Annotated in this window: 24 protein-coding genes and 1 pseudogene; 8 read left to right on the forward strand and 17 right to left on the reverse strand. The window is 43.7% G+C overall.

Features of this window, described 5'->3' with window-relative positions:
• Positions 1 to 53 precede the first annotated feature (53 nt).
• The 4 genes from A8708_RS32885 to A8708_RS32900 all read right to left on the reverse strand — a co-directional run bounded on the left by A8708_RS32885 (position 54) and on the right by A8708_RS32900 (position 4,787).
• Positions 54 to 935 carry a carbohydrate ABC transporter permease gene (locus A8708_RS32885; RefSeq protein WP_068670968.1) on the reverse strand — a complete coding sequence of 294 codons (882 nt, stop codon included), beginning with the start codon at positions 933 to 935 and terminating at the stop codon, positions 54 to 56.
• Positions 932 to 1,843 carry a carbohydrate ABC transporter permease gene (locus A8708_RS32890; protein WP_239696922.1) on the reverse strand — a complete coding sequence of 304 codons (912 nt, stop codon included), beginning with the start codon at positions 1,841 to 1,843 and terminating at the stop codon, positions 932 to 934. Before A8708_RS32890 ends, A8708_RS32885 begins: the two co-directional genes overlap by 4 nt.
• 84 nt (positions 1,844 to 1,927) lie before the next feature.
• Positions 1,928 to 3,355: an ABC transporter substrate-binding protein gene (locus A8708_RS32895; protein ID WP_068670970.1), complete on the reverse strand. Its 1,428-nt coding sequence runs from the start codon at positions 3,353 to 3,355 to the stop codon at positions 1,928 to 1,930.
• A 109-nt stretch (positions 3,356 to 3,464) separates the two neighbouring features.
• Complete coding sequence (locus tag A8708_RS32900) at positions 3,465 to 4,787, reverse strand: response regulator transcription factor (RefSeq protein ID WP_068670972.1); 1,323 nt, start codon at positions 4,785 to 4,787, stop codon at positions 3,465 to 3,467.
• A gap of 179 nt (positions 4,788 to 4,966) precedes the next feature.
• Between A8708_RS32900 and A8708_RS32905 the strand changes: the two genes are divergently transcribed.
• Positions 4,967 to 5,452, forward strand: a complete 486-nt coding sequence (locus A8708_RS32905) for a hypothetical protein (protein ID WP_068670974.1) — start codon at positions 4,967 to 4,969, stop codon at positions 5,450 to 5,452.
• Here the strand turns inward: A8708_RS32905 and A8708_RS32910 are convergent.
• Positions 5,424 to 6,092 (reverse strand): hypothetical protein, encoded by a 669-nt coding sequence (locus A8708_RS32910; protein ID WP_068670976.1) that lies wholly within the window; start codon positions 6,090 to 6,092, stop codon positions 5,424 to 5,426. The two genes, A8708_RS32905 and A8708_RS32910, sit on opposite strands and share 29 nt — an antisense overlap.
• Positions 6,093 to 6,247: 155 nt before the next feature.
• The gene (locus A8708_RS32915) at positions 6,248 to 6,700 is read right to left on the reverse strand and encodes a cupin domain-containing protein (RefSeq protein WP_068671080.1); all 453 of its coding nucleotides are present in this window, start codon (positions 6,698 to 6,700) and stop codon (positions 6,248 to 6,250) included.
• A gap of 160 nt (positions 6,701 to 6,860) precedes the next feature.
• On the opposite strand from A8708_RS32915, the gene A8708_RS32920 reads away from it, so the two are divergent.
• Positions 6,861 to 7,811, forward strand: a complete 951-nt coding sequence (locus A8708_RS32920) for a coiled-coil domain-containing protein (protein WP_068670978.1) — start codon at positions 6,861 to 6,863, stop codon at positions 7,809 to 7,811.
• Between the two features lie 114 nt (positions 7,812 to 7,925).
• Here the strand turns inward: A8708_RS32920 and fucU are convergent, their stop codons facing one another.
• Complete coding sequence (gene fucU / locus A8708_RS32925; RefSeq protein ID WP_068670980.1) at positions 7,926 to 8,351, reverse strand: L-fucose mutarotase; 426 nt, start codon at positions 8,349 to 8,351, stop codon at positions 7,926 to 7,928.
• A gap of 91 nt (positions 8,352 to 8,442) precedes the next feature.
• Positions 8,443 to 9,036: a hypothetical protein gene (locus A8708_RS32930; RefSeq protein ID WP_068670982.1), complete on the reverse strand. Its 594-nt coding sequence runs from the start codon at positions 9,034 to 9,036 to the stop codon at positions 8,443 to 8,445.
• A gap of 179 nt (positions 9,037 to 9,215) precedes the next feature.
• Here A8708_RS32930 and A8708_RS32935 point away from each other — a divergent pair, with 179 nt between their 5' ends.
• Together A8708_RS32935 and A8708_RS32940 are read left to right on the forward strand one after the other, a co-directional pair.
• Positions 9,216 to 10,379 (forward strand): FAD-dependent monooxygenase, encoded by a 1,164-nt coding sequence (locus A8708_RS32935; RefSeq protein ID WP_068670984.1) that lies wholly within the window; start codon positions 9,216 to 9,218, stop codon positions 10,377 to 10,379.
• Between the two features lie 126 nt (positions 10,380 to 10,505).
• Positions 10,506 to 11,576 (forward strand): bifunctional 3-deoxy-7-phosphoheptulonate synthase/chorismate mutase, encoded by a 1,071-nt coding sequence (locus tag A8708_RS32940; protein ID WP_068670986.1) that lies wholly within the window; start codon positions 10,506 to 10,508, stop codon positions 11,574 to 11,576.
• A 68-nt stretch (positions 11,577 to 11,644) separates the two neighbouring features.
• Here A8708_RS32940 and A8708_RS32945 read toward each other — a convergent pair whose 3' ends face one another.
• From A8708_RS32945 to A8708_RS32960, 4 genes are all read right to left on the reverse strand, one after another.
• A complete protein-coding gene (locus tag A8708_RS32945) occupies positions 11,645 to 12,154 on the reverse strand; it encodes a hypothetical protein (protein ID WP_068670988.1) in 510 nt (169 codons plus the stop codon).
• A gap of 146 nt (positions 12,155 to 12,300) precedes the next feature.
• Positions 12,301 to 12,513, reverse strand: coding sequence for a twin-arginine translocase TatA/TatE family subunit (gene tatA, locus A8708_RS32950; RefSeq protein WP_068670990.1), 213 nt, complete (start codon positions 12,511 to 12,513; stop codon positions 12,301 to 12,303).
• A gap of 21 nt (positions 12,514 to 12,534) precedes the next feature.
• Positions 12,535 to 13,095 (reverse strand): RidA family protein, encoded by a 561-nt coding sequence (locus A8708_RS32955; protein WP_068670992.1) that lies wholly within the window; start codon positions 13,093 to 13,095, stop codon positions 12,535 to 12,537.
• 20 nt (positions 13,096 to 13,115) lie between these two features.
• Entirely contained in the window at positions 13,116 to 14,723 is a 1,608-nt protein-coding gene (locus A8708_RS32960) for a flavin monoamine oxidase family protein (RefSeq protein ID WP_068670994.1), read from the reverse strand.
• Positions 14,724 to 14,943: 220 nt separating this feature from the next.
• Between A8708_RS32960 and A8708_RS32965 the strand changes: the two genes are divergently transcribed.
• From A8708_RS32965 to A8708_RS32980, 4 genes are all read left to right on the forward strand, one after another.
• Positions 14,944 to 15,174, forward strand: a complete 231-nt coding sequence (locus tag A8708_RS32965; protein WP_082927955.1) for a MerR family transcriptional regulator — start codon at positions 14,944 to 14,946, stop codon at positions 15,172 to 15,174.
• A 31-nt stretch (positions 15,175 to 15,205) separates the two neighbouring features.
• On the forward strand, positions 15,206 to 15,964 hold the full coding sequence (tatC, locus tag A8708_RS32970; protein ID WP_068670996.1) for a twin-arginine translocase subunit TatC: 759 nt from the start codon (positions 15,206 to 15,208) through the stop codon (positions 15,962 to 15,964).
• A gap of 80 nt (positions 15,965 to 16,044) precedes the next feature.
• Complete coding sequence (locus A8708_RS32975; protein WP_068670998.1) at positions 16,045 to 16,932, forward strand: LysR family transcriptional regulator; 888 nt, start codon at positions 16,045 to 16,047, stop codon at positions 16,930 to 16,932.
• 393 nt (positions 16,933 to 17,325) lie between these two features.
• Positions 17,326 to 17,700 (forward strand): hypothetical protein, encoded by a 375-nt coding sequence (locus A8708_RS32980; RefSeq protein WP_068671000.1) that lies wholly within the window; start codon positions 17,326 to 17,328, stop codon positions 17,698 to 17,700.
• Positions 17,701 to 17,777: 77 nt separating this feature from the next.
• Here the strand turns inward: A8708_RS32980 and A8708_RS32985 are convergent, their stop codons facing one another.
• The 5 genes and pseudogenes from A8708_RS32985 to A8708_RS33000 form a co-directional block, all read right to left on the reverse strand.
• On the reverse strand, positions 17,778 to 18,698 hold the full coding sequence (locus A8708_RS32985; RefSeq protein WP_068671001.1) for an EamA family transporter: 921 nt from the start codon (positions 18,696 to 18,698) through the stop codon (positions 17,778 to 17,780).
• Positions 18,695 to 19,864: an iron-containing alcohol dehydrogenase gene (locus A8708_RS32990; protein WP_068671003.1), complete on the reverse strand. Its 1,170-nt coding sequence runs from the start codon at positions 19,862 to 19,864 to the stop codon at positions 18,695 to 18,697. Before A8708_RS32990 ends, A8708_RS32985 begins: the two co-directional genes overlap by 4 nt.
• Positions 19,865 to 20,008: 144 nt before the next feature.
• Positions 20,009 to 20,458, reverse strand: a complete 450-nt coding sequence (locus tag A8708_RS37155) for a sensor histidine kinase (RefSeq protein WP_420848653.1) — start codon at positions 20,456 to 20,458, stop codon at positions 20,009 to 20,011.
• Between the two features lie 54 nt (positions 20,459 to 20,512).
• Positions 20,513 to 25,216, reverse strand: a pseudogene (locus tag A8708_RS32995) (AAA family ATPase); the annotation flags it as partial.
• A 9-nt stretch (positions 25,217 to 25,225) separates the two neighbouring features.
• On the reverse strand, positions 25,226 to 26,881 hold the full coding sequence (locus A8708_RS33000; protein WP_068671007.1) for a hydroxysqualene dehydroxylase: 1,656 nt from the start codon (positions 26,879 to 26,881) through the stop codon (positions 25,226 to 25,228).
• Positions 26,882 to 26,941 lie beyond the last annotated feature (60 nt).

The following is a 26,941-nucleotide window of genomic DNA, read 5'->3' on the forward strand; positions in this document are numbered from 1 at the left end:
TTCAAACGCAAAGAAAACGCCTCCAGAATTCACATTCTGAAGGACGCTTCTCCCTACCCTTTCACACTGGATACTGATAAGCCACGAATCATAAACTTCTGGAAGATCAAGAAGAAAAGTACCGGAGGCAGCATCGCCATGGTCAATACCGCAAAACGTACACTCCAAGGGATAACTGAGTTGGAATACACCACATATCGATAAATACCTGTAGCCAGCGGGTACATGCTCTTGTCTGTCATCACGATGTTCGGCCAGTAGAAATCGTTCCAAGTGGTCGAGAACGACAGCATCAGTAAGGTTCCAATAATCGGCGTAGACAGCGGAACTGCAATCCGAATGAAAGATCTGAATTCACTTGCCCCGTCGATGCGCGCAGCTTCCAGGACTTCCTTGTGAATGCCATCGAAAAAATTCTTAAGCAGCAACATGAAATACGCATTCGCCGCAGCTGGCAGCCAGAACGCCCAGTAGGTGTTGATCATCCCCAAGCTTTTCAAATTCAAAAAGTTAGGTACGATGTAAGTTGCGGGTGGAATCAACAGTGTAGAAAAGAAAAAAAAAGTTACCCATCGCTTGAAGGGGACTTTCAAATGAGATAAGGCATAGGCAGCAAGCCCAATAAACAACAAAGAACACACAACATTACCGATATAAATGACAATGGTATTTTTCAAAAACGTCAATAACGGAAGATCGAAGCTATTGAATGCATCATCATAGTTTTTCCAAATCCAATGCTTCGGAAAAAAAGTAGGCGGAAAGGTAAAAAACTCCTCGCGTGTTTTCAACGATCCGAAAAAAGTATTCAGAAACGGATAGATCGTCGTTACCGCAATCGACACAACCAGTAACACCATGAGGGTGTACCCGATTTTGACAGAACCTTTCTTGAAATCATGCCTGGAAATTAATCCTCGTTCGTCTTGCTTCATGCCTTCTCACTCCTACGCTGCATGACATTGTAAAGGATAGTCATTCCAATGAGTACGAAGAACATCAAACTGCCCATTGCACTGGCTTTGCCGAACTCGAGATCACGGAACGCCGTGTGGTTAAGCCACAATAAGTACGTCAATGTTGCATTATTCGGACCTCCGTCCGTCATTGATAATTGCGCTTGGAAGCCTTGTGACGTTGTGATCAATTGGAGCACTAACAATAATCCCATTAATGTTTTGATGCTAGGCAAAATAATATAACGCACACGCTGCCACACACTGGCACCATCAATTTCGGCCGCTTCGTATAAATCCTTCGGAATCCCCACGATAGCCGCAATATAGATCAACGTTGCCCCTCCAAAGCTTTGCCACGTCTCCAAGATAACAATCGATGCCATCGCTAATTTCGGACTGAAGAACGATACTTGCTCTATGCCAAACTTTTGTAACAGGCTATTAATTGGACCAACCGCATCAAAGAACCACATCCACATGCCATATAATACAATGGCAGGCACAGCACTAGGTAAATAGCTAATGATACGGGCTGCTCCTTGAAACCGACGAAGCTCAGAGACTGCGATCGCCACAAGCGGCGGAATCCAGAAACCAAGAACGATTCCCAAAAGCATATAAATCAATGTATTCTTAATTGAAATCCAAAGCAGATCATCCTTCAGAATACTCACATAATTTGCTAAGCCAGTGAAATGATTGCCATCTACGAAGTCAACGTTGTAGAAGCTATAGAAAATCCCTTTGAAAATGGGCACCCAGAGAAAGATAATAAATAATATGATTTCCGGTAAAACAAACAGCGTTCCCCATAAATACCAGTTCATTTTCTTCTTCGTTACTTTGCTTATTACGATTGGTTGTGAACTTAGCTCTGCATCCATCCTAAACACTCCTTATAGTGAGAAAACCTCTACCCACAGCCACTCTAGATGAAGCGGCCGCGGGTAAAAGTAAGTTCGGCTTACCTATTCGACCTTCACTTTGTCAAACGTTTCCGTTTGTACTTTGGTCGCGGCTTCGGAGAGAGCTTTTTTCAAATCCACATCTTTCGTCGTAAATACTTTCTGAATGACATTCGCCATTTCGGTGTAGTATTTTTGTGCTTCGTATTGCGCTTCTGGCTTGCCATCCCATAGAGCTAGCAATTGCGGATCGTATTTAAATACGTTATCGTACTTCGTTAATAGATCTGTATACTTTTTGCCGAAATCAGAAGAATCTTTCCAGTAGTTGATAGGTTGCGGAATGTACACACGGTTCTTACCTTTACGATCTTCAATTTCTTTCTTCGTGGAGTTCAAGAAATCATCAGTAAAGTACTCATCTGTAATCCATTTAAACGCCATTTCTTGTTGGTCTTTATCGCTTTTCGGATTGATGACACGATAGTTCCCACCCAATACGCCCGTATGTTTACCACCTTTGGTGAATGAAGGCATTGGATATACGACGAGATCATCCTTGCTAATGCCACCTTCGTTGATCGCTGTATCCGCTGCATTACCGCTTCCACACATAACCATCGCACCGCGCCCTTGAGCAAAAGCATTCAGAGCATCCCCATAGCCAAGCGCCCAGTTCTGTGGAATTAGATTCTCATCTTTCAGTTTCTTGTAGAATTCAAGCGCTTGCAAACCAGCATCTGAATTGAACACGCCTACCACTTTACCATTATCAAGTTTCTGTACATCGCCACCCGCAGCATAGAGGAAATTCGTCCAGTTCCACCCCGCTTCCGGCCCTTTCCCCATAGGAATGAAGCCTGCGATCCCTTTGGCTGGATCATTGATTTTACGTGCTGCGGCAAGCAGATCGTCCCATGTCCAATCCATTGGCGGGAGGTCTACGCCTTTATCTTTGAACAACTTTTTATTCAACGTGATCGTCATGACGTAACCATCAATCGGCACACCGTATGTTTTCCCATTCACAACAAAAGGCTTGGAAAGCAGGTCATTCATATCCTTGGCATGGGACCATGAACTCATGGAATCAGTAATATCCGCTACCCACTTCTTATCTACAAGCACTTTCCCTTCTGTTGCATACGTCGTATACTCCGTTGGCGCACTGTTCGAAGCCATTTTGATCCCGATTTCAAGTGGATTGTACTGCCAGTCATCCTTTTTAAAATCTACCGTAGGGAATTTCGTTTTGAAACGAGCAATACGTTGATCCAGTTGATCATTTTTTTCCTTTTGATCGGCTTTAAAACTTTGAGCTGTAATCGTTACTTTCTTAGGAGCAGGTGTTGCTGTCGCAGCCGCTGGTGTCGATTCTTTTACCGCTGGAGCAGGGCTTGTTGTGCTTGATGTTCCATTACCGGAACTGCACCCTGCTATCAATACCGTTAACGCAATCGCACTCATTGTAGACGCTTTCTTTGCTCTCATGTTTGCTTCCCCTTTCGAATCGCAATTCACTTATCGTTGCTACATTTTTGATTATAAGGGGAGTTCCATGCTAGGGCGATGTGTCGTATTACGCTTAGTGTGTCGTATGTTACGCACCTGTTTGCTTCACTTCTGAGATATTAATGCCGAAATGTTTTTTGAAAATTTTGCTAAAATGTTCCGGAGATTCATAACCAATTTCTTCAGAAATCTCATAGCGTCGCTTGTCCGTCGTTAGGATCAGACGCTTCCCTTCTTCCATCCGCAGCTTCGTGACGTAGTCCCAGATGTTCGTTCCCATCACTTTTTTGAACAAATAACTCAAATAATTCGGGCTCAAATGTACCGCATCCGCTATGTCTTGCAGCTTCAACCCTTTATCGCAAAAATGCCCTTCGATATACACTTTCGCCTCATATACGATACGGTTATTCGCCTCATCTCCACCTGCATTGGTCACGTCGGGATTGGCATTCATGCTATCTTTATCTTCGATATAGAACATGTAGTGATCTTTGTTCGTTTCGCAGCAAGTTAAGCTTTCAAGAGCTTCCTTGAACATCACCGGCCACTGCATAATCCCCTCATGGATCCGACTAATACCGATTTGACTCTTCACATTTAAATATTTCAGTAGATTGGTATGAATCATTTGCGCTACCATCAACAGCTGATTCACGCGCATCGAGCCACGGCTTTCTTCTTCCGTAATTTGCAGCAGTAAAGTGAAAGTAGAATTATGATTATTAAAAATAAGATGACTCCACTGGCTTGCCGTTTCCTCCATGATGTTCAAGGCTGCGTATTTCAACAAACTGCGATCTTTCAACGTCGAAATAGCCTGATCATGAATGCCGCCACGTTCTAAAGATAATTTAATCGTCAGCATGCTGAAATACGTGCCATTCATGCTATTATTCAATGTCTCTTTTATTGTAGAGACCTCGGACTCATGGATCGTTCCTGTCACCAATTCATTCAAATAATAATTCGTCTCATGCGTCATGTGGCCAGGCAGGGACCGCGAACCTTCCCAATTTGCGAAGCGCTGACCCTTCTCTTCTTTTTCCTTCAACAACTTGGTCACGACCGAAATGAGATGCGGCGGCGTAATCGGTTTAACCAAATACTCTTTTGCTCCAAAACGGATCGCTTTCTGGGCATACTCAAATTCACCATGCGCCGACAAAATGACAATCGGAATCGAAGGGTCCTCCAAGAAAATGTTCTCAATCAATTCAATGCCATTCATTTTCTCCATCTGAATATCAGTAAACACCAGATCAATTTTCTCCAAATGTATAAAATCCAGCGCCTCAAACCCGTTATACGCGATGAAAACCTCGTTGATGTCCAACTTGGACTGTTTCAAAATCGTCGCAACACCTTTGCAAATCATCGGCTCATCATCTACAACCAAAATATTAACCATGCTGCTGCCACCTCGTTCATTTACTTGCCATAACTTCATTTTATTGTACAACAATCGATGTGAATATGTGTTTTATTACGTTTATTGTGTGGGATGTGTGGATCGATGGGGAGGAAACATATAGAGGCTAAAGCAGCTTCTAGTGACTCTGGCGTGTAAGTCGATTTTATCGACTTGCAGTGCTCAAACTGCGGCTGGTGGCTCGTGGAAGTCGATTTTATCGACTTGCAGAGCTCAAACTGCAGCCGGCGGCTCGTGGAAGTCGATTTTATCGACTTGCGGAGCTGCAACTGCTGCCGGCGGCTCGTGGAAGTCGATTTTATCGACTTGCAGAGCTGCAACTGCTGCCGACGGCTCGTGCAAGTCGATTTTATCGACTTGCAGAGCTCAAACTGTGGCCGGCGGCTCGTGTAAGTCGATTTTATCGACTTGCAGAGCTGCAACTGCTGCCGACGGCTCGTGTAAGTCGATTTTATCGACTTACAGAGCTGCAACTGCTGCAGGCAGCTCGTGGAAGTCGATTTTATCGACTTACAGAGCTCAAACTGCGGCCGGCAGCTTGTGTAAGTCGATTTTATCGACTTACAGAGCTGCAACTGCTGCCGACGGCTCGTGGAAGTCGATTATCGACTTGTCTCAATTGGTACGATGCAAAAGTAAGATAGCTTTCTCAGTGATCATAAATTTATGACTCCTTACACTTCCGCTACCAATTGAATACACCAAACCTTTTGCTTCCAATTCTCGCAATACTTTTCTGCAAGTCTCTCTTTTTAACTGCAGCCACAGGCACACATCCGTCAATCGAAAGGACTTATTAGCTAGCAAAGAGCACCTCAATACTTCGCGTTCATATACTGGCAGCTGGAGTAAACCGACACCTTCGAGGTTACCCATACGACCGATTAATTCATAAAGGTTTCTTTGGCAAAAACTTGGCTTTTTCTCAAGTTCATCTCGGCTATAAGGGAAGTAGGTGTAACCGAGTATCCCAACTGACCTAGCTCGTGCTCTCTCGAATGAGAACCGGTCTCTCGTAATTTTCTCCGCATGCGTAACGAAACTATCTTCCTCGAAAACAGTCCGTAACTTATCGTGAAACACATCACCATATATCTTCATGCCTGACAAGCTCGTCATTTCATATTCAAGCACCAAACCCTCAAATGTCCCTAAAACAGGCAATATTGCCCCTTCCAAAAGTTTCTTCGTTCCCGTCAGGTCTCTTTGCAGCATCTCGAGCCTCTGACCGCTCGCACTCCGAACTTGCTCTTCCCAAAAGATTTTATATTCCTTCTCAAACACATTGTCCACCTCCAAAAAATAAAACGCCGCCAGCTCGGATAAAGAGCTAGCGGCGTATACTTTACGCTTAAATTGATCTTATCTTCAACATACCAAATTACTTAATACTTAGCAAAGTAAATCTGCCTCTTATCTCTTATCTCTTATCTCTTATCTTATCTCTTAATTAATTTAAAATCATCATAATGGAAGCCTGGTGCAACTACACAGGAAACCAGGACAGGCTCATCGCCAAGCGGTCGAGCCATCTGCCATACATGAGACGGGACAAGAGCCTGTGGATGCTGACCGCTCAGCACGTCAGGACCTAGTATAATTTTCTGTGTCACTTTAGGCTGCTCGCTTGTTCCTCCTAATGTAAGCTCGATCGGACTGCCGGAGTGCCATAACCATAGCTCATCAGATAACACAGTATGCCATTCTGAGAATTCATCTGGATGCAGCAGGAAATAGATGGATGAAGCTGCGTAACGTGAGCCAGTGTATGCTGCATGAAGTACTTCTTTTGGAATCTCGAACGAAGCTTTCCATAGTTCTTTGTACCAACCACCCTCAGGGTGCGGTTTTAAATCCAGTGTTTGAACAAGTGGTGAAAGTTGTTTGGTGATCATATGATTTCTCCTATCTATCTCTCTCTATCGTACAAAGAAAGAATTATATCATAGTGAAGTTTCATCGTGTATATAAAGAAATTTCCGAAACCCCCGACCGATACGACACGTAATGAAAAAGCATACCACTAACAAATGCTGGGAACGAGGGATGAAGATGCCAGATAATCTAAACCTTCAGTTGAGGGTAGCGAAAGAACGAATGTTTCGTCTGCACAAAGCAGAACGTAAAAGAGAACATCTTCTGTCTAGAGTATATGAGCAGGAACGTCTCATAAGACAGCTGGAGTTGCAGCTGGAATCCGAGCAGGCCGATGTAGAGCAATTGACGCGTTTATCACTGATTAATCTATTTCATACAATTCTTCGCAGCAAAACGGAGCAACTTGAATTGGAACGACAACAAGTCCTCACTGCTACACTTCAATTAGAAACTGCCAAACAGACGCTACTGGATGCGCAAAATGATCTGATACAAGTAGGTGATGACCTCGCTAACTATCAACGTGCTGCGGAAGACTATAAGAAACTAATGGCTGTGAAAGAATCCGCACTTCTAAACGCTCCACTCTTATCAAGAGAACTTGAACGAATAGACGATAGCATTGAGGAACAGAAGCTTAGGGTCAAAGAGCTGCAAGAAGCGCTCACGGCTGGCAAGCTTGTAGTCGATTCGCTGACAGATACATCCAATAGCTTGGAAAAAGCTGAAAATTGGGGGAAATGGGACTTGTGGGGCGGCGGAGGCTTGATTAGCACCCATGCAAAGCATTCGCATGTAGATGATGCCAAACGGTTTATTCATGAGGCGAATCACCATATCCAGAATTTCAGGGATGAACTCAACGACTTGAATGGTAGTTTTCAGATTGAGATTGATATCAGCGGCACTTTAAAGATGGCGGACTATTGGTTTGACGGCCTCATTTCAGACTGGATTGTTCAAGGAAGAATTACTAATTCTCAGAGCCAAACACTATCAGCCATAAATAAAATTCGTCCTGTCGTTTCGCAGTTGCATAATGAATTATCAGCTGCAGAGACGAAACTTGCTGACCTAATTACGAAGCGAATCCATTGGATCGAGGAGTCTAGCTTGGACAGTTGAACAAACCAAAAACTGCAAACCCATCTACGCTAGAACCCAAAGTTTAAACACTTTGATAAGTGTTTAAACTTTGGGTTCTTTGTTAAGCCTTTATAGGGATATCATTTACTCCATTTATTCAATGACTACGCCTTTTTTCAAAATAATATTGGCATATAGCGCTTTTTCACTCGTTGCCACAATCGCATAAGCTTTCTTCGCGCGCTCATAAAAAGCGAACCGTTCTACATACGCAATTGCTGGTGTCGCGTGTTCACGAATGATCTCCTCATATTCGCCCCAGATCGGAGTAGCAACCGGATCACCAGGAACGACGGCCATAAGGGCAACAGGCTGATCACTGTAAGTGTCCAATGGGTACAACGATAATATCGCTTTCAGTAATTCTGGTACACCATGACCATCACAGCGTAATAATCTGTTCGCATGACTGGCTGCGGGAAAATTCCCATCTGCCAAAATAATTTCATCCCCATGCCCCATCTCCATCAAAACTTTGAGAAGTTCAGGCGAGAGGATTGAAGGTATCCCTTTTAACATTATCAACATCTCCTATCAAATTCTAATCCATCAATAATTCAAAACTATCAATATTATGTCTTGCTGTCAATTGGTTGCTAGAGATAGTGGACTATTGCTCTCCCCATTTATGCACAATAGCCGCTACGATCTCTTCCTTCGTCTCTTCCGTTAATCCATTCCGAAGTTCCGTAATAAATTCAATAAACAGCAGGGACAAGAGCTCATTCATCTCCATATTAAGCGGTTGATGATGTTTCCAATTCATATCGTCGAAAAATACACGCATCCGATTGGCCTCCGCAGGGTGCAGTCTGACATTGAGCGTTAAATAAGCCGGACTATCCGTATGCCCTTCCTGAAAGGAAAGTCCCCATTGAAAGCCTGGCAGGGATCCCCCGTTCGGTCTCTCATTTGTGTTTGCACTGGCAACGATAGCTCCAAATTTGCTTCTAAGCTGTAATATGTATGCATACAGATCTTTGCCCTTGCGCACATGATCCATAAAATTATCAAATAATAGTTTGACTAGGAAAGTTTTGTTGATTCCGCTTAACTCCTCTTGAGATGAATAGACGATATCCTCCAAGAAAGCATCTGCTCGGTTAAAATAATCGCGAGGCGCCCTCACTTTAACCGTGTGGTAAATATCCGTATTCGCCGCTCCTCGTTGAAATAAGCCCGTCCAAGATTTTAGCGTGAGCATGCATACTCCCCCCTTCTTCTCCCTCCTAAACTAGTATTCCGAATCTAGCAGAAACATGACTACAAATATATGGAACTGTTAATTAGACTATGTGAATGCAAATATAGTCAACGGCCCTCACATTGTTTATGATGAAACTATGCATGATAGTGGTGATCTAATGAAGTTGGAGGATACACATGGACGCATTACCGACACGGAAAGCGATAGTCGTAGGAGCGGGGATCGGTGGATTGTGCACAGCATTGGCACTTCACCAGCAAGGATGGATAGTATCGGTATACGACAAAGCATCGTCACTGCGGGAAGCTGGGGCTGGCATCGTTCTCGCAGCTAACGCCATGAAAGCACTCGATGTTCTTGGCGTTGGCGGAGCAGTCCGGAAAGCAGGAGCTCCTGTTGTTCAGGCTGACATTCGCTCTTGGGATGGCAAATTGATTACAAGTCTCCCAGCTGCCAAACAAGCGGAGTTATACGGAACGCAAAGCTATGTTATTCATAGAGCTGACTTGCAAGCAATTCTCGCACAAGCCGTAGCAGCGACAACGCCTATTCATACGAATCAACAATGGATCGATGGGCAACAGAATCATGGCGTCGTAAATGCGATTTTCAAAGATGGTACACAAGTGGACGCTGATCTTATTATCGGTGCCGATGGTTTGCACTCAGCTGTACGAGAACGACTTTTCGGGCATAGCCCCGTCCGTTATTCGGGATATATCGCTTTAAGGGGCGTATGCACACAAGAGGAGTTGCGCAACGCAACTACAGGCGGAGGCTTCGAGGCACTGGGACCAGGAAGACGATTCGGCCTCTCAAGTCTCGGCAACGGGCGTGTATTCTGGTTTGCCGCCATTAATGCACCGCAAGGAAGCCTACCTTCGGCAGAAGAGAGACAATCCGAGTTGTTGCGTCAATTTCAGGGTTGGTATAATCCTGTCGTGTCTGCTATTGAAGCAACGGACCCATCAACGATTCTGGCACATGACATCGTAGATCGCCCCCCATTGCCACGTTGGAGTTCAGGCAGAATGACACTCCTTGGCGATGCTGCACATCCGATGCTGCCCAATTTGGGGCAGGGTGGTGCGCAGGCGATTGAAGATGCCATCGTACTGGCAAGATGCCTCCGAAATACCGATATTCCTACTGGACTTTCAGCCTATGAGAAAGAGCGAATGACTCGGGTAAACCGAATTGTGCGGATGTCTCGATCAATGGGGCGGATGGTACAACTCGAGAACCCTCTACTGATCTATTTACGCAATAAACTACTCGCCTCGGTGTCAGATCAACGCTATATAAGCCGCTTCGATCCTATCATTGGGTGTGAGGTTTAATCTTCCGAATTCCTTCCACTCTAAAATACTGCACATTGACTGCCTTCCAACATAAATTGGTTTAAGTGCATATATGTCAAAGCTAGAAAGTCGATATGCTTTGAAATAAAAAAGGGTGAGCCATAGATGGAAAATTCGAAGTTAGATGATCTTAGAAATCGAATTGATGAAGTGAATGAGAATCTACGGGAGCTGCTCTCCGAGCGAGCACGTATTACCCAAGAGATCGGCCAAGAGAAGGAAAAGCAAGGCGTACCGAAATTCGACCCACTTCGTGAAAAACAAATGCTGGACGCCTTGGTTGCTAGGAATACAGGCCCGTTCGATGACGATACCATTCGTCATCTGTTCAAACAAATATTCCAAGCATCGCTGACCTTGCAACAAACCGTTCACAACAAACAACTGCTTGTTAGTCGTAAACGACAACAGGATGATACGCTCATTCATCTTGGTCCTGCTACGATTGGCGGGGGCAAACCGATCCTGATTGCAGGACCTTGCTCTGTAGAAAGTGTTGAACAAGTGCGCACCGTGGCTGCTGCATTACAAAGTAGAGGCGTAACAGTCATGCGCGGGGGTGCCTTCAAGCCTCGAACATCACCTTATGATTTCCAAGGCTTAGGCCTAGAAGGACTGCGAATTCTCAAAGAAGTTGGTGACGAGTTCGGACTTCAGACGATCAGTGAAATCGTCGATCCCGCTCATATCGAAATCGCGGGTCAGTATATCGACGTGATTCAAATTGGGGCAAGAAACATGCACAACTTCGAATTACTGAAGGCCGCTGGCGAAGTGCGTATTCCGATACTGTTGAAACGCGGTTTATCTGCCACGATTGATGAGTTCCTTCACGCTGCCGAGTATATCCTTTCGCGTGGCAATACGCAGGTAATGTTGATTGAACGCGGCATTCGAACCTATGAGCGGGCGACAAGGAATACACTCGACATCTCAGCAGTTCCGATATTGAAGCAGGAAAGCCACTTGCCGGTCCTCGTCGATGTGACTCATTCCACAGGACGCAAGGACATCTTCGCACCATGTGCCAAAGCGGCATTGGCTGCAGGAGCAGATGGGATCATGGTTGAAGTCCATCCCAATCCAGCCATAGCCCTGTCTGATGCACAACAACAACTGACAATCGAGGAATTCAATCAATTCTATACGGTAATTCAACAGTCCGGATTGTTCTAACGGATATTCTATCTTCACATCATAAAAAAGCCTCCAACCCATACAAAGTGGAATTGGAGGCTTTTTACCTATACAGTTTTATCTACATATGAAATTTTATTGTTTTCAGCAAACTTCTTCAATTTAGCTGCCATCGCCGCGATATCAAAACGGTTCAACGTTTTGTTATATACCCAACGGGGGGACTTCCCCGTAAGCTCAATGATAATTTGACCAGGTGCGTGGACAATCTCTTTAATATTTTCCGCACCAAGCACTAATTCTCGGGCCAGACCTCGCTTCGAGAGATTCGTCTTGGTTACTCGCAAATACGGTCTGCGCACGAAATAAATGAGCACTCCGACCACCAGATAGCTAAGCGTTGTATACCAGTACATTTTGTCCCCTTCGGTTTTCGTCAAGGTAAACAACAAAAAGAGCGAGACAACAATGAAAAACGCGGCCAACATAATACTTCTCCCTTTAAAGACGACCGGACGATCTGGATCCGTTGAAATTGGCGCTTTCCCTTGCTTGGTACGGCTCAAGTTTGCCTTTTTCGTATTTTTACTTACCATTCTTTCCCACTTGCGCGACATGCCTTTCACTCCCTGTGTAATAGTTACCGAACTCTTCTCCTCATAATCCCATACTTACGACAGAATGTCGATATTTTGCTTGACTCCTACGGCAAAAAGGAGCCCTGAAGGGCTCCTCTACTACCTTATTCGTACACATTCACATGTTATACGTTAACCTTCTCTACGCGCTTTTCCGGTGCTTCGAGATGTTCTGGCGCTTCTTTCCCTTCACCAACGAGCTCTCTAGCCGAATTCTTAAATTCGTGCAGGGTACGACCTACGGCTCGACCAAGTTCAGGCAACTTAGACGGTCCAAACAAGACCAATACAACGACTAAAATTAACATGAGTCCAGGTAATCCAATATTTTGCAGCATAGGCACATCATCTCCGTTTCATTAGTCTTGGTTATGGTGCTTTGGATACACAGCTACGGCTTCAATTTCAATCAACCAATCGGAGCTTACAAGGCTTGCAATGCCAACCGTAGAACGAGCAGGCTTCACAGGATTAGCTTCTGTTCCAAAAAATTGCGCATAAGCATCAAACCAGCCTTGATAATCAAATTTGCCTTCTTTGGCTGCATCTGCCGTCACATAGACACGAAGATAGGCAACATCTGCAAGTGTGAGTCCTTTATCTTTTAATTGCGTTTCAATGGCTTTTAGAATGCCAATCCCCTGTGTTTTCGTATCCCCATAACGTTCATAGACCGTCTTGCCCTCTTTATTAATAACAGGTGGTACCGTACCGCTTGTGAACAAATATGCGGATCCCGCAGGGACCGATACGCCAGCAGCAATAGAAGAGGCCGGATTGCCATAAAATTCAACCTCATTAATCGGTTCAGCATTATATTTATTTGATTTTTCTGTCCCCGCCGCATAAGCACTTACACAAATCAGACATGAACCAACGGTAGCAGCTACGATCGTCTTCCACTTTTTCGTTATTGTCATCATGATTCACTCCTTCTCTTCTATTCTTTCATGACACGCTCATGTATTTCGGTAACCACTTTCCGAGCAGACTCAATAGCCCCTGCCTGCCAAGCGGTAATGTAACTGATGTGCTCGCCAGCCAAATAAATACGGCCATCAGGTTTACATAGTGTTGGATAGTAGTTTTTACGATCGTCTGCCGTATAGGAAGCCCAGCCGCCTTGATTATACTTAACCTTTTTCCAATCCACGGAGAACGAGGTTTCGAACTCTTTGTGATACTGGGGATGTATCTTCGCACCTTGACTCAGCGCATATTCTTCTCGAGCAGCAAGCGACATATTACCAAGTTTATCCGCATTTCCCCCAAACGAATAATAACCTAATAGAATTCCTTTTTTCGAAAAATAATCATTCGGCGGGTAATAGATGTTCGCAATATCCATATTTGTCAATGAGCTTCCACCATAAATCATCTCGTCTTCTTCCCAGAAACGACGCTTGAATTGGAGACCAATTTTACCGGCAGCCGCATAGCTAATCTTTGCAATAGCTGTTGACATCTCAGCAGAGAAGTCGGCTTTAATGTTCTTGAGGACTGGAAGTGGGATCGTACAGATGCAGAAATCTCCAGATACTTCTTTATTGGCACCGCTTAGTAAATCCTTATACAAAATTTTCACGCCATCGGAAGATTGCTTAATTTCATGAACTTCCGAATTGAATTGAATTTTGTCGCCTACTCGTTTCTCGAATGCCTTCGCAATCATATCCATCCCACCTACAGGATGGAACATCATCATCTGCTGATCATAGCCGTACTCACTGCTGAGAAATTGACCAAAACCAGAATTAATAATCGCTTTCAAGCTAAATGGATCCTTGCGAACACCTGCATCAAATTTGCCGCCCGGCTCTTCCACATACCCAGCTCTGCTTGAACCTTTATAGAACAGATCCGCATTCAAATCCCCTTCGCTTTTCAAATACGCAACAAGCTTCGTTTTTTCTTCTGTTGTCAAAGGGAGATCTAACGCTTTCTGATTAACAGCTTTAGCTAGCATTTCTGCGACATAACCGCGCACATCGGCTTTTGCTTGCCGCTTAGGAATTTTCACTCCTGACAACTCGCCTACATTTTCATTATAGTAGTACCCGCTCTCATTCACATTGTTAAAGGGTTCTATAGCAACTCCGAATTTCCGGGCATAATCCAGCGTCACATGAAATTGGGGAATTCGCATTGGTCCTGCATTGAAATACATGCCATTGTCGAATCGTGCCACTTGTTTCGTGCCACCAATTTCTGTAACGGTCGTCCCTCTACGCACTGTCCATGCACGTCCGCCTGAACGTGCTCTGGCTTCTAGTATTGTGCACTGATAGCCTGCCATTCCCAGCTCATACGCCGCCGTCATCCCAGCAATCCCACCACCAAGGATGATTACTTTTTTACCATTGCGATTCGTCGAGGTAAGATCCCTTCCTGATGGCGGTGTATAATCTGCGGCTTTCATCGTTTCCGGGGAGAGTAGTCCTAAAGTACCCATCACACTGAATATCGCGGCTGACCCTCCTAATTTGCCGACTGTTGTTAGAAATTGTCTACGTGTAATTTGTTCTTCTTGGATCGGTGTCTTCTCCATGCTTCCATCTCCTCGTGAATAAGTTTGGCTATCCGCTACTTAAACTTAACAGGGAGAAAATGAATAGTCTTTAGTTTACGTAAGATAACATGACATAAATTATAATTATACTAAGATAACCAATACATATTTGATGGATTTTCCAGATAATGATAGAGTTTCATTAATTAATGTCACTTACAAGTTAGTTAACCTTACATTAAACTGGAGGGACAAGCTGATGATGACTAAGAAAAAAGTAATTCAAATTGGTGTAGTAAGTGAACTGACAGGATTAACCGAGAGGCAGATTCGATATTACGAGGACCGCAAACTTATTTTCCCAGACAGAAGCAAGGGGGGCGTTCGTAAATATTCTTTCGAAGATATTCAAGCCATTATTGATATTCACACAAAATTATCCGACGGGTTTCATACGGTAGAATTACGACGAATGTTGGCAGGCTCTTAGCACCTTTTCACTACTAGACTGGAGGGTTCTTATGCAAATCAAAGAAATGATGTCACTTGTCGAACATCTAACCGAACTGCGCACACGCATTATTCGCGTCCTTATTGCCGTCATTCTAACCTTACTAATTGGATTTGTCTTCGCTCAGCAGATTTTACGATACCTAAAGCAAAGCTCGTCTGCATCTGATATCACATGGCATGTTTTCTCACCGATGGATAGCATTCGCATCTATATGTTGATTGCTTTCGCAGTTTCACTCACATTAACACTTCCGTTCATCCTCTTCCAAATTTGGGCTTTCGTCAAAAAAGGACTAACCAAAGAAGAGCAAGTCGCCACCCTGCGGTACATCCCGTATACATTCTTCTGCTTCTTACTTGGTTTATCTTTCGGTTACTTCGTTGTATTCCCGATGTGCATCAAATTTACATTAGGTGTTACCGAAAGCCTTGGATTAACTCAGACCTACGGTGTTGCTCAATACTTTAGCTTTATGCTCAACATTATTCTCCCGTTATCTATAGCCTTCGAACTCCCGATTATCGTCATGTTTCTAACCAAGTTAAAGCTGTTACATCCTCAATTACTAAACAAAGTTCGCAGATATGCTTATCTGATTCTGATTATTACAGCCAGTTTAATTTCTCCACCTGATTTAATCTCACATCTCATGGTAGCCATTCCTTTATTTGCCCTATATGAAATTAGCATTTTACTGTCACGTTTCGTTTATAACGGGCAACAACGGGAACAGAGTCTCAGTCCAATCGAATATGGCGTCTCCTAAAATAGTACTACTCACATATTGTCCATCTCTATCGATTCCGATATAGTTACCTCATAACTGGCATACAGAAAAGGTGAACTATGCGAATTGAACAACTCATATATATTATTGAGATTAATCAAACAGGATCCATTTCACTAGCAGCCGAAAAGCTTCACGTATCCCAGCCGAACATCTCTCAAGCGATTGTCAGCTTAGAGGAAGAGCTTGGCGTGAAGCTTTTCAAGCGTTCACGCATTGGAGCCGTACCTACAGAAGACGGCAAATTAATTATTAGCAAAGCTATTGAAATCATGAACAAAGTGGAGGAACTTAGAGAAACGGCAAGTTTGCAATTCAATCAATTGTCAGGATCACTTGCCATTGCCTCCGTACCGAGCCTTTGTTTAAGCATTCTACCTCCAACATTGGCTAACTTCAAAGCTAAACATGCTGATGTAGAGCTCGTTATGATGGAGATGAATTATCCACAGATTGTCCAAGAGGTCCTCGGTGGACAAGTGGATTTGGGACTCATCGCGGTCGCTAGAAATTTCCAAAGTCCCCATACACAGCTGATCTCGGAACATTTGCTGGATTGCCGAATTATGGCCTACGTGGGTAAAAAATCCCCTCTAGCGCAGCGGACTCAAATTTCCATTGAAGAACTCCTTCTTGAACCTCTATTGATTTCTTCTGATTACCTGAATAACATATTCAAAAAGCACGGCGAACCAACAATCTTATTTAAGCTCGGGAATTCTGAAGCAGCAAAACGGATTATTGCCGAAGGCATCGCGATTGGTTTCTATACGGTAACGGGCATGCGCAATGATCCTTATTTGGAGACAGGAAGCATCGTAGCACTCGAAGTTACTGGCGTGGATTTCGGAGTTTCTTTCCGAACCTTACGCTTGAAAAGCCGCCATCTGTCACTACCTTGTAAAGAATTTACGAAAGAAATTAAAACTATTATTGCGGCAATGTGACATCAACATCCCTTGCCATTCCGCTTTCATTTCTGCGAAAAATCATAGATCCCCAAATCAAGCCCGAAATAATAATGCCCTATTTGTCGAAATTCGACTAACATTATTTAGGGCTTTTCCCTCATTGTCCCATTCCCTACTTTGAGCTATAGTTACCTCATAACCAAGTTCTAGGCATATTTAATCCGCACATCTCATATCATGTATAGTTGCTTATTTCTGAAAACCAAAATGTAATTTTGCAGAAAACTAAGTTGAAACTTGAAGGGATGTTGATTTCGTATTCTTACTCTAGAGAAAATCCAATTCATCGAGACACAATGTATCAATCCGCAAGATGCTATTATTATTCGTCTGCTTATCGAGGGCATCGCTCCTCACGAGATCGTCTATTTGAAAAGCAACTCTTTGGATGAGAAAAAACAAATACTTACCGTATCAGATGCCATGGGGGGCAAAAGGTACATATCGGTTTCCAGAACCTGTGTCGAAAGGTACCAATCCGCTTTGAAACAAACCAAATATCTGACTAACTTAGGTGACCCGCTTCAATCTAAGAAACTTACGGATTTAAGGAATAGTCCCTTTCTCATCAAAATGACGATGACCGACTATATTGCCAATCGAGCGATGATCACCGAGTTAGATTCCGTTATACTACGAACCATTTACATGCGATTACGCCGATTGGCTGAGCATTTCTCATTCCCTGAACTTACTCACTTAACAACAGTTAAGCTTGAAATGAAGCAGCTTGCCATTGTATAGCTTTCAAGTTAAAGGCCTCTTGGCCTTTTTTTAACGTAAAAAAGTGGATCCCGAGTTTACTCAGGGATCCACTTTTATCATTCGGTTTGAAGACGACGAGCTCGTTGTCTTCGTTTTAATAACTCAGGTAGGGCTATGCCTAACATGGTGACGAGTACGCCTAACCATTGTAGGCCACTCACCGATTCGTGGAGAACGATGAAGGACATAATAACCGCAGTTGGCAGTTCTGCTGCGCTCATGATCGTAGCCATTCCGCCGCCAATACGCGGAACACCAATAGCAAAGAACAACGGGGGAATTACGACTCCGAACAAGGCTAACAGCAATGCCCACGGTAATAGGGATTCATGCAATGACCCATTCCACAAGAAATGAGGAGGGAAAATCAGCATGACAATGATGAAGGAGCCTGTTTGCATCACAGCACCTCGCGTAATAGGGGCAATTTGCTTCGCGACTTTACCACTCATGGCAATGAATAGCGCATATGTCAATGCGGATAGCAATCCTAACCCTATGCCAAGCCACGATGGCGCTTCTCCCATGCCATTTAGATAACCGCTTGCCATTATAATGCCGATAAATAAGAAAATAAGTGCGATAAGTTTATCTCGGCTAGGGCGTTTACGATCCATAATGGCTTCTATCACGATACCAATCCATGTAAATTGAAATAATAATAGAATGGCAAATGATGCTGAAACATATTGCAGGGCAGCATAATAAAATATACCGGTTAGTCCTGAGCTAGTTCCTACTAACATCAGTAAGAGGGCATTACGAGGGGATACACGGAATGATTGAGCTTCTGTTGATCCTTGTTTAGCAGATTTAGCTGTAACGAAAGCCATGATCCACATCATAATAAGGCCAAAGAAGATTTGCGATCCCACCACCTCACCTACATGGAAACCAGACTCGTAGGCCTTCTTCACAAAAGTTGATAACAATCCGAAGCTGCACGCTCCAGCTAATACATATACGTAATACTTCATGCCAAAGACCTCATTAAGATATCTCGAACGGTGTCTCTTGTCATAACTTTATATTGACCAATGGTTGATTTCATGAAAGACTTGTGCACTAATTCCTCGATGCGCTGATCATCAATACCATAATAGCCAAGCTTGTTTGGCGCGCCAAGTGAATCCCAGAATTGACGTAAAGCTTGAATGCCTTCAATCGCCACTTCGTGATCCGTTTTTCCTGTGTCATCGATTCCGAAAACGGTCATGGCCAACTTCTTCATCCGTGATGGATCATCTTCCGCACAATGGCTCATCCAGTTCGGGAATACTATGGCAAGTCCGCCTCCGTGAGGGATGTCGTAAACAGCAGATAGACCGTGCTCAATCTGATGCGTGGCCCAATCTCCCCCGTCTGTCCCACAAGAAAGCAAGCCATTGAATGCTGTCGTTCCCGCATACATGATCGTCGCACGATGCTCGACATCTTGCATATTCGAGAGCAGCTTGGGAGCAGCTTCCATAACGGTCAGGAGAACACCTTCCATGAAACGATCCATCATCGGGGCATGCTCGGTTCGATGGAAATATTGTTCAAGTACGTGGGACATCATATCCACGATGCCATAGACCGTCTGATCCAAGGGAACCGATGTGGTATAGGCTGGGTCCAGAATAGAAAAAGCCGGATAGGCCAATGGGCTGCTCCAGCCTCGCTTCTCATTGCGATCCCAATTCGTAATAACCGAGATATTGTTCATCTCCGAGCCCGTCGCGGCAAGTGTTAGTATCGTTCCTAGTTGTAGAGCTTTCTTCGATTCCGCTTTTCTCGTAATGATATCCCAAACATCGCCTTCGTAATAAACACCGACAGAAATCGCTTTAGCACAATCTATGACACTTCCCCCACCAACAGCCAGGATGAGATCAATTTGATTCGAACGGCATATCTCAATCCCTTTATGCACAGTAGTCAATCTAGGATTAGGTTCAACACCGGACATCTCGACAACAACGGCTTGACTATTTAGAAGCTGTCCCATCACAGCATCGTAAACACCATTCTTTCGGATGCTACCCCCACCATAAACTAGCAGTACACGCTTCCCAGCAGTACTTAATTCTTGTTGCAATTGCTTAATTTGACCTTCGCCAAACCATAATCGCGTTGGATTCCATTGAATAAATGATTGCATATGTGTGTAAACTCCTTCGATGACTAATATCTACAGAAGTATATCACATGTCGAAATCAATAGCATTGGAAACACCTTCGTTATAGACAGTTGCAACTATGAAAAAAACGCACACCTCTTAGTAAGATGTACGGTTTGGCTTACTTATATGCGATGTATGGGGAGTGAAAATGAAATGCTACAGCCCTGACCTAAGCGGCTTTCCGCCCAAATTTGCCCTCCATGATATTGCACAATTTCCTTGGCTATTGCAAGCCCTAGTCCACTTCCGCCTGAGTTGCTTCGCGATTTGGACACCTTATAGAACCGTTCGAAAATATGAGGCAGATCCTCTTCGCTGATACCGACGCCTGTGTCAGTTACCCGAATAACGAGTTCATTTGGCTGATCCCTGATCTGGGCTTGAACCGTGATAGAACAACCCCTTGTTGAAAATTTAATAGCATTATAAAAGATATTGGCATACACCTGTTCGATTCGATCCATATCAACTGTCAGCATATCTTGCCTATCTATTTGTGCCATGTTTAGCATATAGTCAATCCCGGCATTTTGCGCATCTAGCTCGTATTTCCCAAAAAGCTGATGAATCATCGTCACACACGACGTTGGCGCGAGTTGGAAATGGAACTGCTTCGTTTCAAGCCGGCTTAGCTGATACAAATCGGTAATTAAGCGTTGAATACCCACGATGCGCATATGGACCACTCTCAAATATTTCTTCTGCTCCTCTGGTTCTTGAATGACATCATCAAGAATCGCTTCTACATATCCCTGGATGGATGTCAGCGGAGTTCCTAGATCGTGAGAAATATTCGACAAGAGGTCGCGCCGCGAAGTCTCCATCAAGATTAACTCATTCGTACGCTCTTTGACCTTAGACTCCAAATCGTTATATAATCGGGCATTTTCAATGGATATCGCCGCTTGAGCTGATAATAATTTAATCACATCCAACCGATCGGACGTAAAAGCATTGCGAATTAAATTATTTTCCATATAAAAAACGCCAATTAGATTTCCTTTGTGCAGAATCGGTTCGCAAAAGATCGATTTACTTTCCGCTTGTTGAATATAAGGATCGTTAGAGAATAGTGTCGATTTCTCAGCATCATCTAGCACAATCCCCTCTTTCGTGCGCGCCACATACTGAATGACAGATTGGGGTACATTATCACGGGTTTCGAGCAATACAGAGTTAACCATACATGAGTCCTTCCCTGCACTTGCAAGCATCTCGGCTTCAACGTATAAGCGATCCTTATCCCTCAGAACGAGGATACTTCTCTCCGCTCCAGAAGAGTACGTAACAATCTCCATCAAGCGTTTGATTAGCTGTTCTAGATTCACTTCGCTTGAGAGGGACCGCGATGTATTCATAATCGTTTTGAAATCAATGGCTTGCAGTGAATAATCACTGATTTTGGTTGTTGCCCAATCTGGAGACTCGGCACGACTTGTAAAATAAGCTGGGTATCTGAGTCTTAGATCATCCGCCTTCGCTTTTGCCCCCCAGTTAACGTAACCAAAGTAAGCATCAACGAAATACGTTTTAGCGAATTTCTCGCGGCCCCTTTGCTTATAATACTTTCCTGCAATCTCACAAGCCATAGCTTCATGTTGAATAAATCCTTGCTCACGCGCTTGGCGTATAGCAGCTTCATAACCTTGCTCGGCTTCTTGGCCAAAACCTCTCACACGATTCCATTCTGCATGCATGAGCAGTGTTAGATGTGAATAATTCTCAGGACAATGAGCCTTCCACTTATCCATCTTTCTGAGCATTTTCTTCACACGCTTAGCAAGCCATTTCTGTTCATCACTAGTGACTTCCGGATATACAGCGGCAATCGAAAGGACGTAATAAAAATAATTTTCAGGAATATGAAATAAACCAAAAGATGCAGCTTGATAGAGCTCAGTTGACTTACCTGTCTTTACTGCATCTTCAAAGTAACCGAATAAGTAGTACAGCATCATTTTTTTAACCGAGTACACATGGATAATAACCTGATTGGGGTGAAACTTAAGTTTGTTAACGAATTGCTCTTCCTCTTCTAGATGATTGCCGAATAGAATCGGATTTACCGACATTCCTTCCAAGTTTAAGGTCAGCATACGCAGCATCTCGAGCATAAGCAAAGTATCGTGATGGTTGGTCTGTTCCAGAATGCGATAGTTCTTGGCCAGATCTTCTTTCACTTCGGCAAGTACAGCACCCTGAAAGTCCTTCATCAACATTTGATAGGTTAGCGCATACCCCGCAAAGACGAGATCTCCATCTTCAATACCGCACCGAAACGACTCTTTCAATTGCTCCAAGCAGACTCGGAACGATTTCACCCATGGGCTTATAAACAATCCTAACGAGAAATAACTTTTACTGCGATATTGGTGAGACTGAAACCTTGCGTTCATACGCTCGCCAAGCTGACCATATTGGTAACCCCGTTGGTAATCTCCAAAGCCTGAACCGAGAATCAAACCATATGCTCCATACACATACGCCATGGAAGGCGTATTCCCATATTTCAGGGCAAGTTTTGTCATGATTAACATAAAAGGTACGAATAGATTGGTATTAACGAAATAAGCAGAAACGGCGACACTCATCATTAAATCTATTAATTTCATCCGAAACTTGTCTTCCATAATCGGTAAATCATATAGCTGGAGCGTGCTTCTTCGCCCAATCAACCTGCGCACATTTAAATAAGTCATGACGATATACATGTTGGACGGAGCAACAGACAATCGAATGCCATGCTCGGCTAAAGCTTTCAGGCCCACCTTGATACTTTGGTGGTGCTTGCCAATATTCGTGTGCAGGACAACTTGTAAGTTATAGACTTCGAGCTTCTGCTCGTTCGTTAATGGTCCTTGCAGCAATTGCTCGTATAACGTTTCTGCTTCATCTGCATGACCGCTCAAATAAAGGCATTCCGACTTCTCTAAACGAATTGCAAAACCTAGTTCCTGCTGCTCGAATCCTACAATCTGATCCATGAGTTCGAGTGCTTTATTCAAATATTGGATTGCTGAACGATAGGCATTCGATGATTTCGCTTTGCGCCCCGCATTATAATTAAATTCAAGCAATTGAATTAATTCATCTTCCCTACCGAGCAGAGCTGAACCTAAATTCAGATGGTTAACAATTTCGAGCAGCCGCTTCTCAATCTCATCATTCGCTAGTTCCTTGAGCAGCATTCGAGCGATACTTAGATGCATCCCAGGCAGCTTCGCTTCTTCAATGGAGCCATACACAGCTTCTTGAATGGAATCATGGACAAACATAAAGCGGATATCTCTCGCAGCTGCTTTCCCCTGTGCATCATTATAGAATTTGTAATCAGTTCCTACTGGGATAATCAATCCATTCTGTATGGTCAATTCCAGTTCTAGCAAAGCGTCAACGAAAGAAGTTCCCATAATAATGCCCAAGGCTTCCAAGTCAAAAGAAACGCCTAAACAAGCAGCTAAGCGAAGTACATTTTGCGTATTAGGAGGCATCCGATCCAATTTTTCCGCAAGAAGAAACATCAGATTGTCGGTAATACGCAGTTTTTGAATCTCGTTCATATCCCAGATCCAACGATTCTCTCTATAATTAAACGAAAGCAACTCCTGCTCATGCAAGGCCGTCAAAAACTGTTTGACGAAAAAAGGATTGCCTCCGGTCTTCTGCAAAATAAGCAATGCCAACTCCGTAACTTGCTCCTCTTCTAAAATCAAGGATTCGGCTACCAAGGTTCGAACATCCTCCAGCTTCAACGCTTTTAATACGATTCGATCCAAAACAAGGTGCTGCGGCAGCTTATCAAGCAGTTGAACATGCATAGAAGACAACCAATTCGTGTCATACTCACCGCGGTATGATCCAATAAACAAGAAATATTTCATTTGTGTATTATTCAAAAGTAGATCCAAGAATTGCAGGGAAGCCGTATCTGCCCACTGCAAATCATCTAAGAATAGAACGATCGGTCGATCCTTCCCCGAGAAGATCAACAAAAATTGCTGCAGTAAATAATGCAGCCGGTTCTGCGTTTCTTTTTGCGGAAGCTGCTTCGCGTTGGGCTGCTCCCCAATCAATAAAGCTAACTCAGGGACAAGATCGATAATGACTTTACCGCTGGTTCCTAGAACTTGGAGCAGACGATCACGGTATTCTTCGAGTTGCCGGTTCTTGCCTGTTAGCAGTTGCCTCACAAGTTCTCTCATCGCTTGGGAAAGCGCATGATAAGAAACGTGCTGTTTATTCGGTTCGAATCGCCCTGAGAGGAACCACCCACGGTCTTTCATAATCATTTTCATCGTTTCTGCAATTAGGAAGGTCTTGCCAAAACCAGATTCCCCTGTAACCCACACCGCTTCTAAGGAACCATGGACAGCTTGCTCATAGACATGCAGAAGTTTATCAATTTCTTTATCTCGCCCATATAAACCTTGAGGAATTTGAAATCGATCTGTCATGTCATACATCCCAACCACAAACTCGTGAATATCTTCTCCAGCGCCTATGCGACTCAAACAATATTCAAGATCTTGCAGGATGCCATACGCGCTTTGATAGCGGTCCTCAGCATTTTTGGAAAGCAGCTTCATCACCATATCAGAAATTGGTTTAGGAATATCGTTCAACAATTCATCTGGTGGAGGCGGGGTCACAGCTAAATGACTGTGAATCAACTCAACCGGATCCTCTGTTTGAAATGGCAAACTCCCCGTTAGCATGCGATAGAATGTAACACCTAAGGAATAGTAATCCGTCCGATAATCAATAATCCGATTCATGCGTCCAGTTTGTTCAGGGGACATATATTGCAGCGTTCCCTCTAGCATCAGAGGATCTAGCATCTCTTGCCGTTCTCTTGTAAAAGAAGAAATGCTAAAGTCGCCAAGCTTCATGATTTTCTTTTCCCAATTCACATAAATATTGCTAGGATTGATATCTTTATGAATGACATATCTTTTATGAACATCTCCGACTATATTGACGATTTGAATGGCTGCTACTAAGAAATCCTGAATGGACTCTCTGAACATTGGCAGTAAATCAGCTAAAGGTTCGCCATCAAAGTCTTCTAGAATCAATGCAAAATTATTCTGGAATTTTGGAAGGGATAACGGCTTAAGCACACAAGGAATATCCAGCATCTTCCCAATTTCATATTCGCGCTTAAGTCTGGCAATATCCGAGGAAATCGGAAAATCAGAACGAAGTGTCTTAATTATTACTTTCTCCATAGACTGTTTAAGAACCGCACGATATAAAACAGTTCGTTCATCCTGATGAATCGGTCTGATGAACTCAAAATCCGGAAAAATCAACCTTATACCCCCTCTCAAAATGGCCTGTTAATCCTTGGTGTTTAAAATTTTGCCATTCCAAGGAAGCCCTCTGTCGTAGCGTTTCTTGTCCTGCTGGCGAAAAGCCTTCAACACATCGATATTACCCATCTCGAACTTATACATATCCCATATTTCGCAAGGCGTCTCCTTGGATTCATCTTGCTTCAACAGGGCGTTAACTGCGCGTCTTGCCGCTTCGTTAGCCCCTTCCATCGTGGCAAGATTCGTGTTGGTACGCACATAATCTGATGCTAAGAAAAGATTCGGAATACGCGTGTACGCTTCTGGACGATCTTCCCATGTGCCAACTCGATTAATAAACAGCAGCGCTTCGTTCGTGCAAGCTTGTGCCCCTTCATCATATTGAATGTCACTATCCAAGAACCAAGAATGAAGCGTCTCATCCCTCAATATAATAGCACCATTCACATTCAAACTCTGTTTCAATTGCGCCCATACTTCTTCCTTAATTTCTTCGGGTGTACAATGGGTTGCTGATTTACCATATAGAATCCCAGGCGCGTCCCAATCCGATATATCAATGGATAGCACCCCTTTGACACTGCCATCACCATACTCGCTTAAATTGACATCTGGCCAGAATTGTTTCTGGGAAACAGAAGTCAATGACCATGGTGCATCCAAGTAAATGACGTGTCCATGCGTAACCGGGACATCTTCTCTCAAGTAATATTGAATGCCATTCATCCAGGCAACGGAATCCACAAGTCTCTGTACACCCTGAAGTGATGGATCCGCTTCGAGCATTGACTCTGTAATCAATGGACCCATCACCTCAACTGGGAAGGCAGCGATATAGTAATCCGCTTCGATGTGACTCGTTTCCCCATTCTCAGTAACTTCTGCGCTGGTGATGACACCATCAACACAATGAATACGCTCCACTTTCGCATTTAAATGATAGTCGACGCCACGCTCCTGAAGATATGTCAACCAAGGGTATATCCACTTGTCATTCGTCGGTCCATTCAAGAGCCGCACGAAGCTCTTCCCTGGTAAAGATAGATTAAGCGTCATCTGAGCTGCTACAGGCCCTACAGTTTGTGTACTTGCAACTTTGGACTGACAGGCAACCAGCGTTTTGGTGAAACCTGCAAATATGCTCTGGAATGCCGGAGATTGCTTCTCCGCTTCAATGAAATCCCACCAATCGATCGTTTCATACTCCTCGCGAATACGTTCTTCGCAGCTCGTCATGACTTGCCAAAGCTTTCGACCGTATTGCTCTAAATCTTCTTTCGTAAGTCCCAATTTATGATTGATGAGTTCTTTCGCTAATACGATATTATCTTTATTGACGACAATTTTAGCCGGAAGAGGTTGAAGTGGTGCTGTATGAGTAGCGATATCTAATCGTGTTACTTCCATTAAGTTATCGTAAACGGTTTTATTTTCGTAAGGAATACGTTTCAACGTATCAATGACATGCCGGTAGAATCGCGGGAATAAACGAAAGCCATGTTCCCCTGGCAAATCCCGTCTACCGCCTTTACCACTGCCTACATAGGGCATACTTCTTGCTTTCCCGCCTGGAATCCCTTTGAACTCGTAAACAGATACATGATATCCTCGTACGATCAGCTCATGAGCAGCACTCAATCCAGCGACACCGCCACCCAAAATTGCGACCTTTTTCAACATACTTCCTCCTCTTTTTGGTTTATTTTGTCAAAATTCGTGATTACTCTATCATAACATTTA

The organism is Paenibacillus oryzisoli (genome assembly GCF_001653565.1).
In the GTDB taxonomy this organism is placed as follows: domain Bacteria; phylum Bacillota; class Bacilli; order Paenibacillales; family NBRC-103111; genus Paenibacillus_E; species Paenibacillus_E oryzisoli.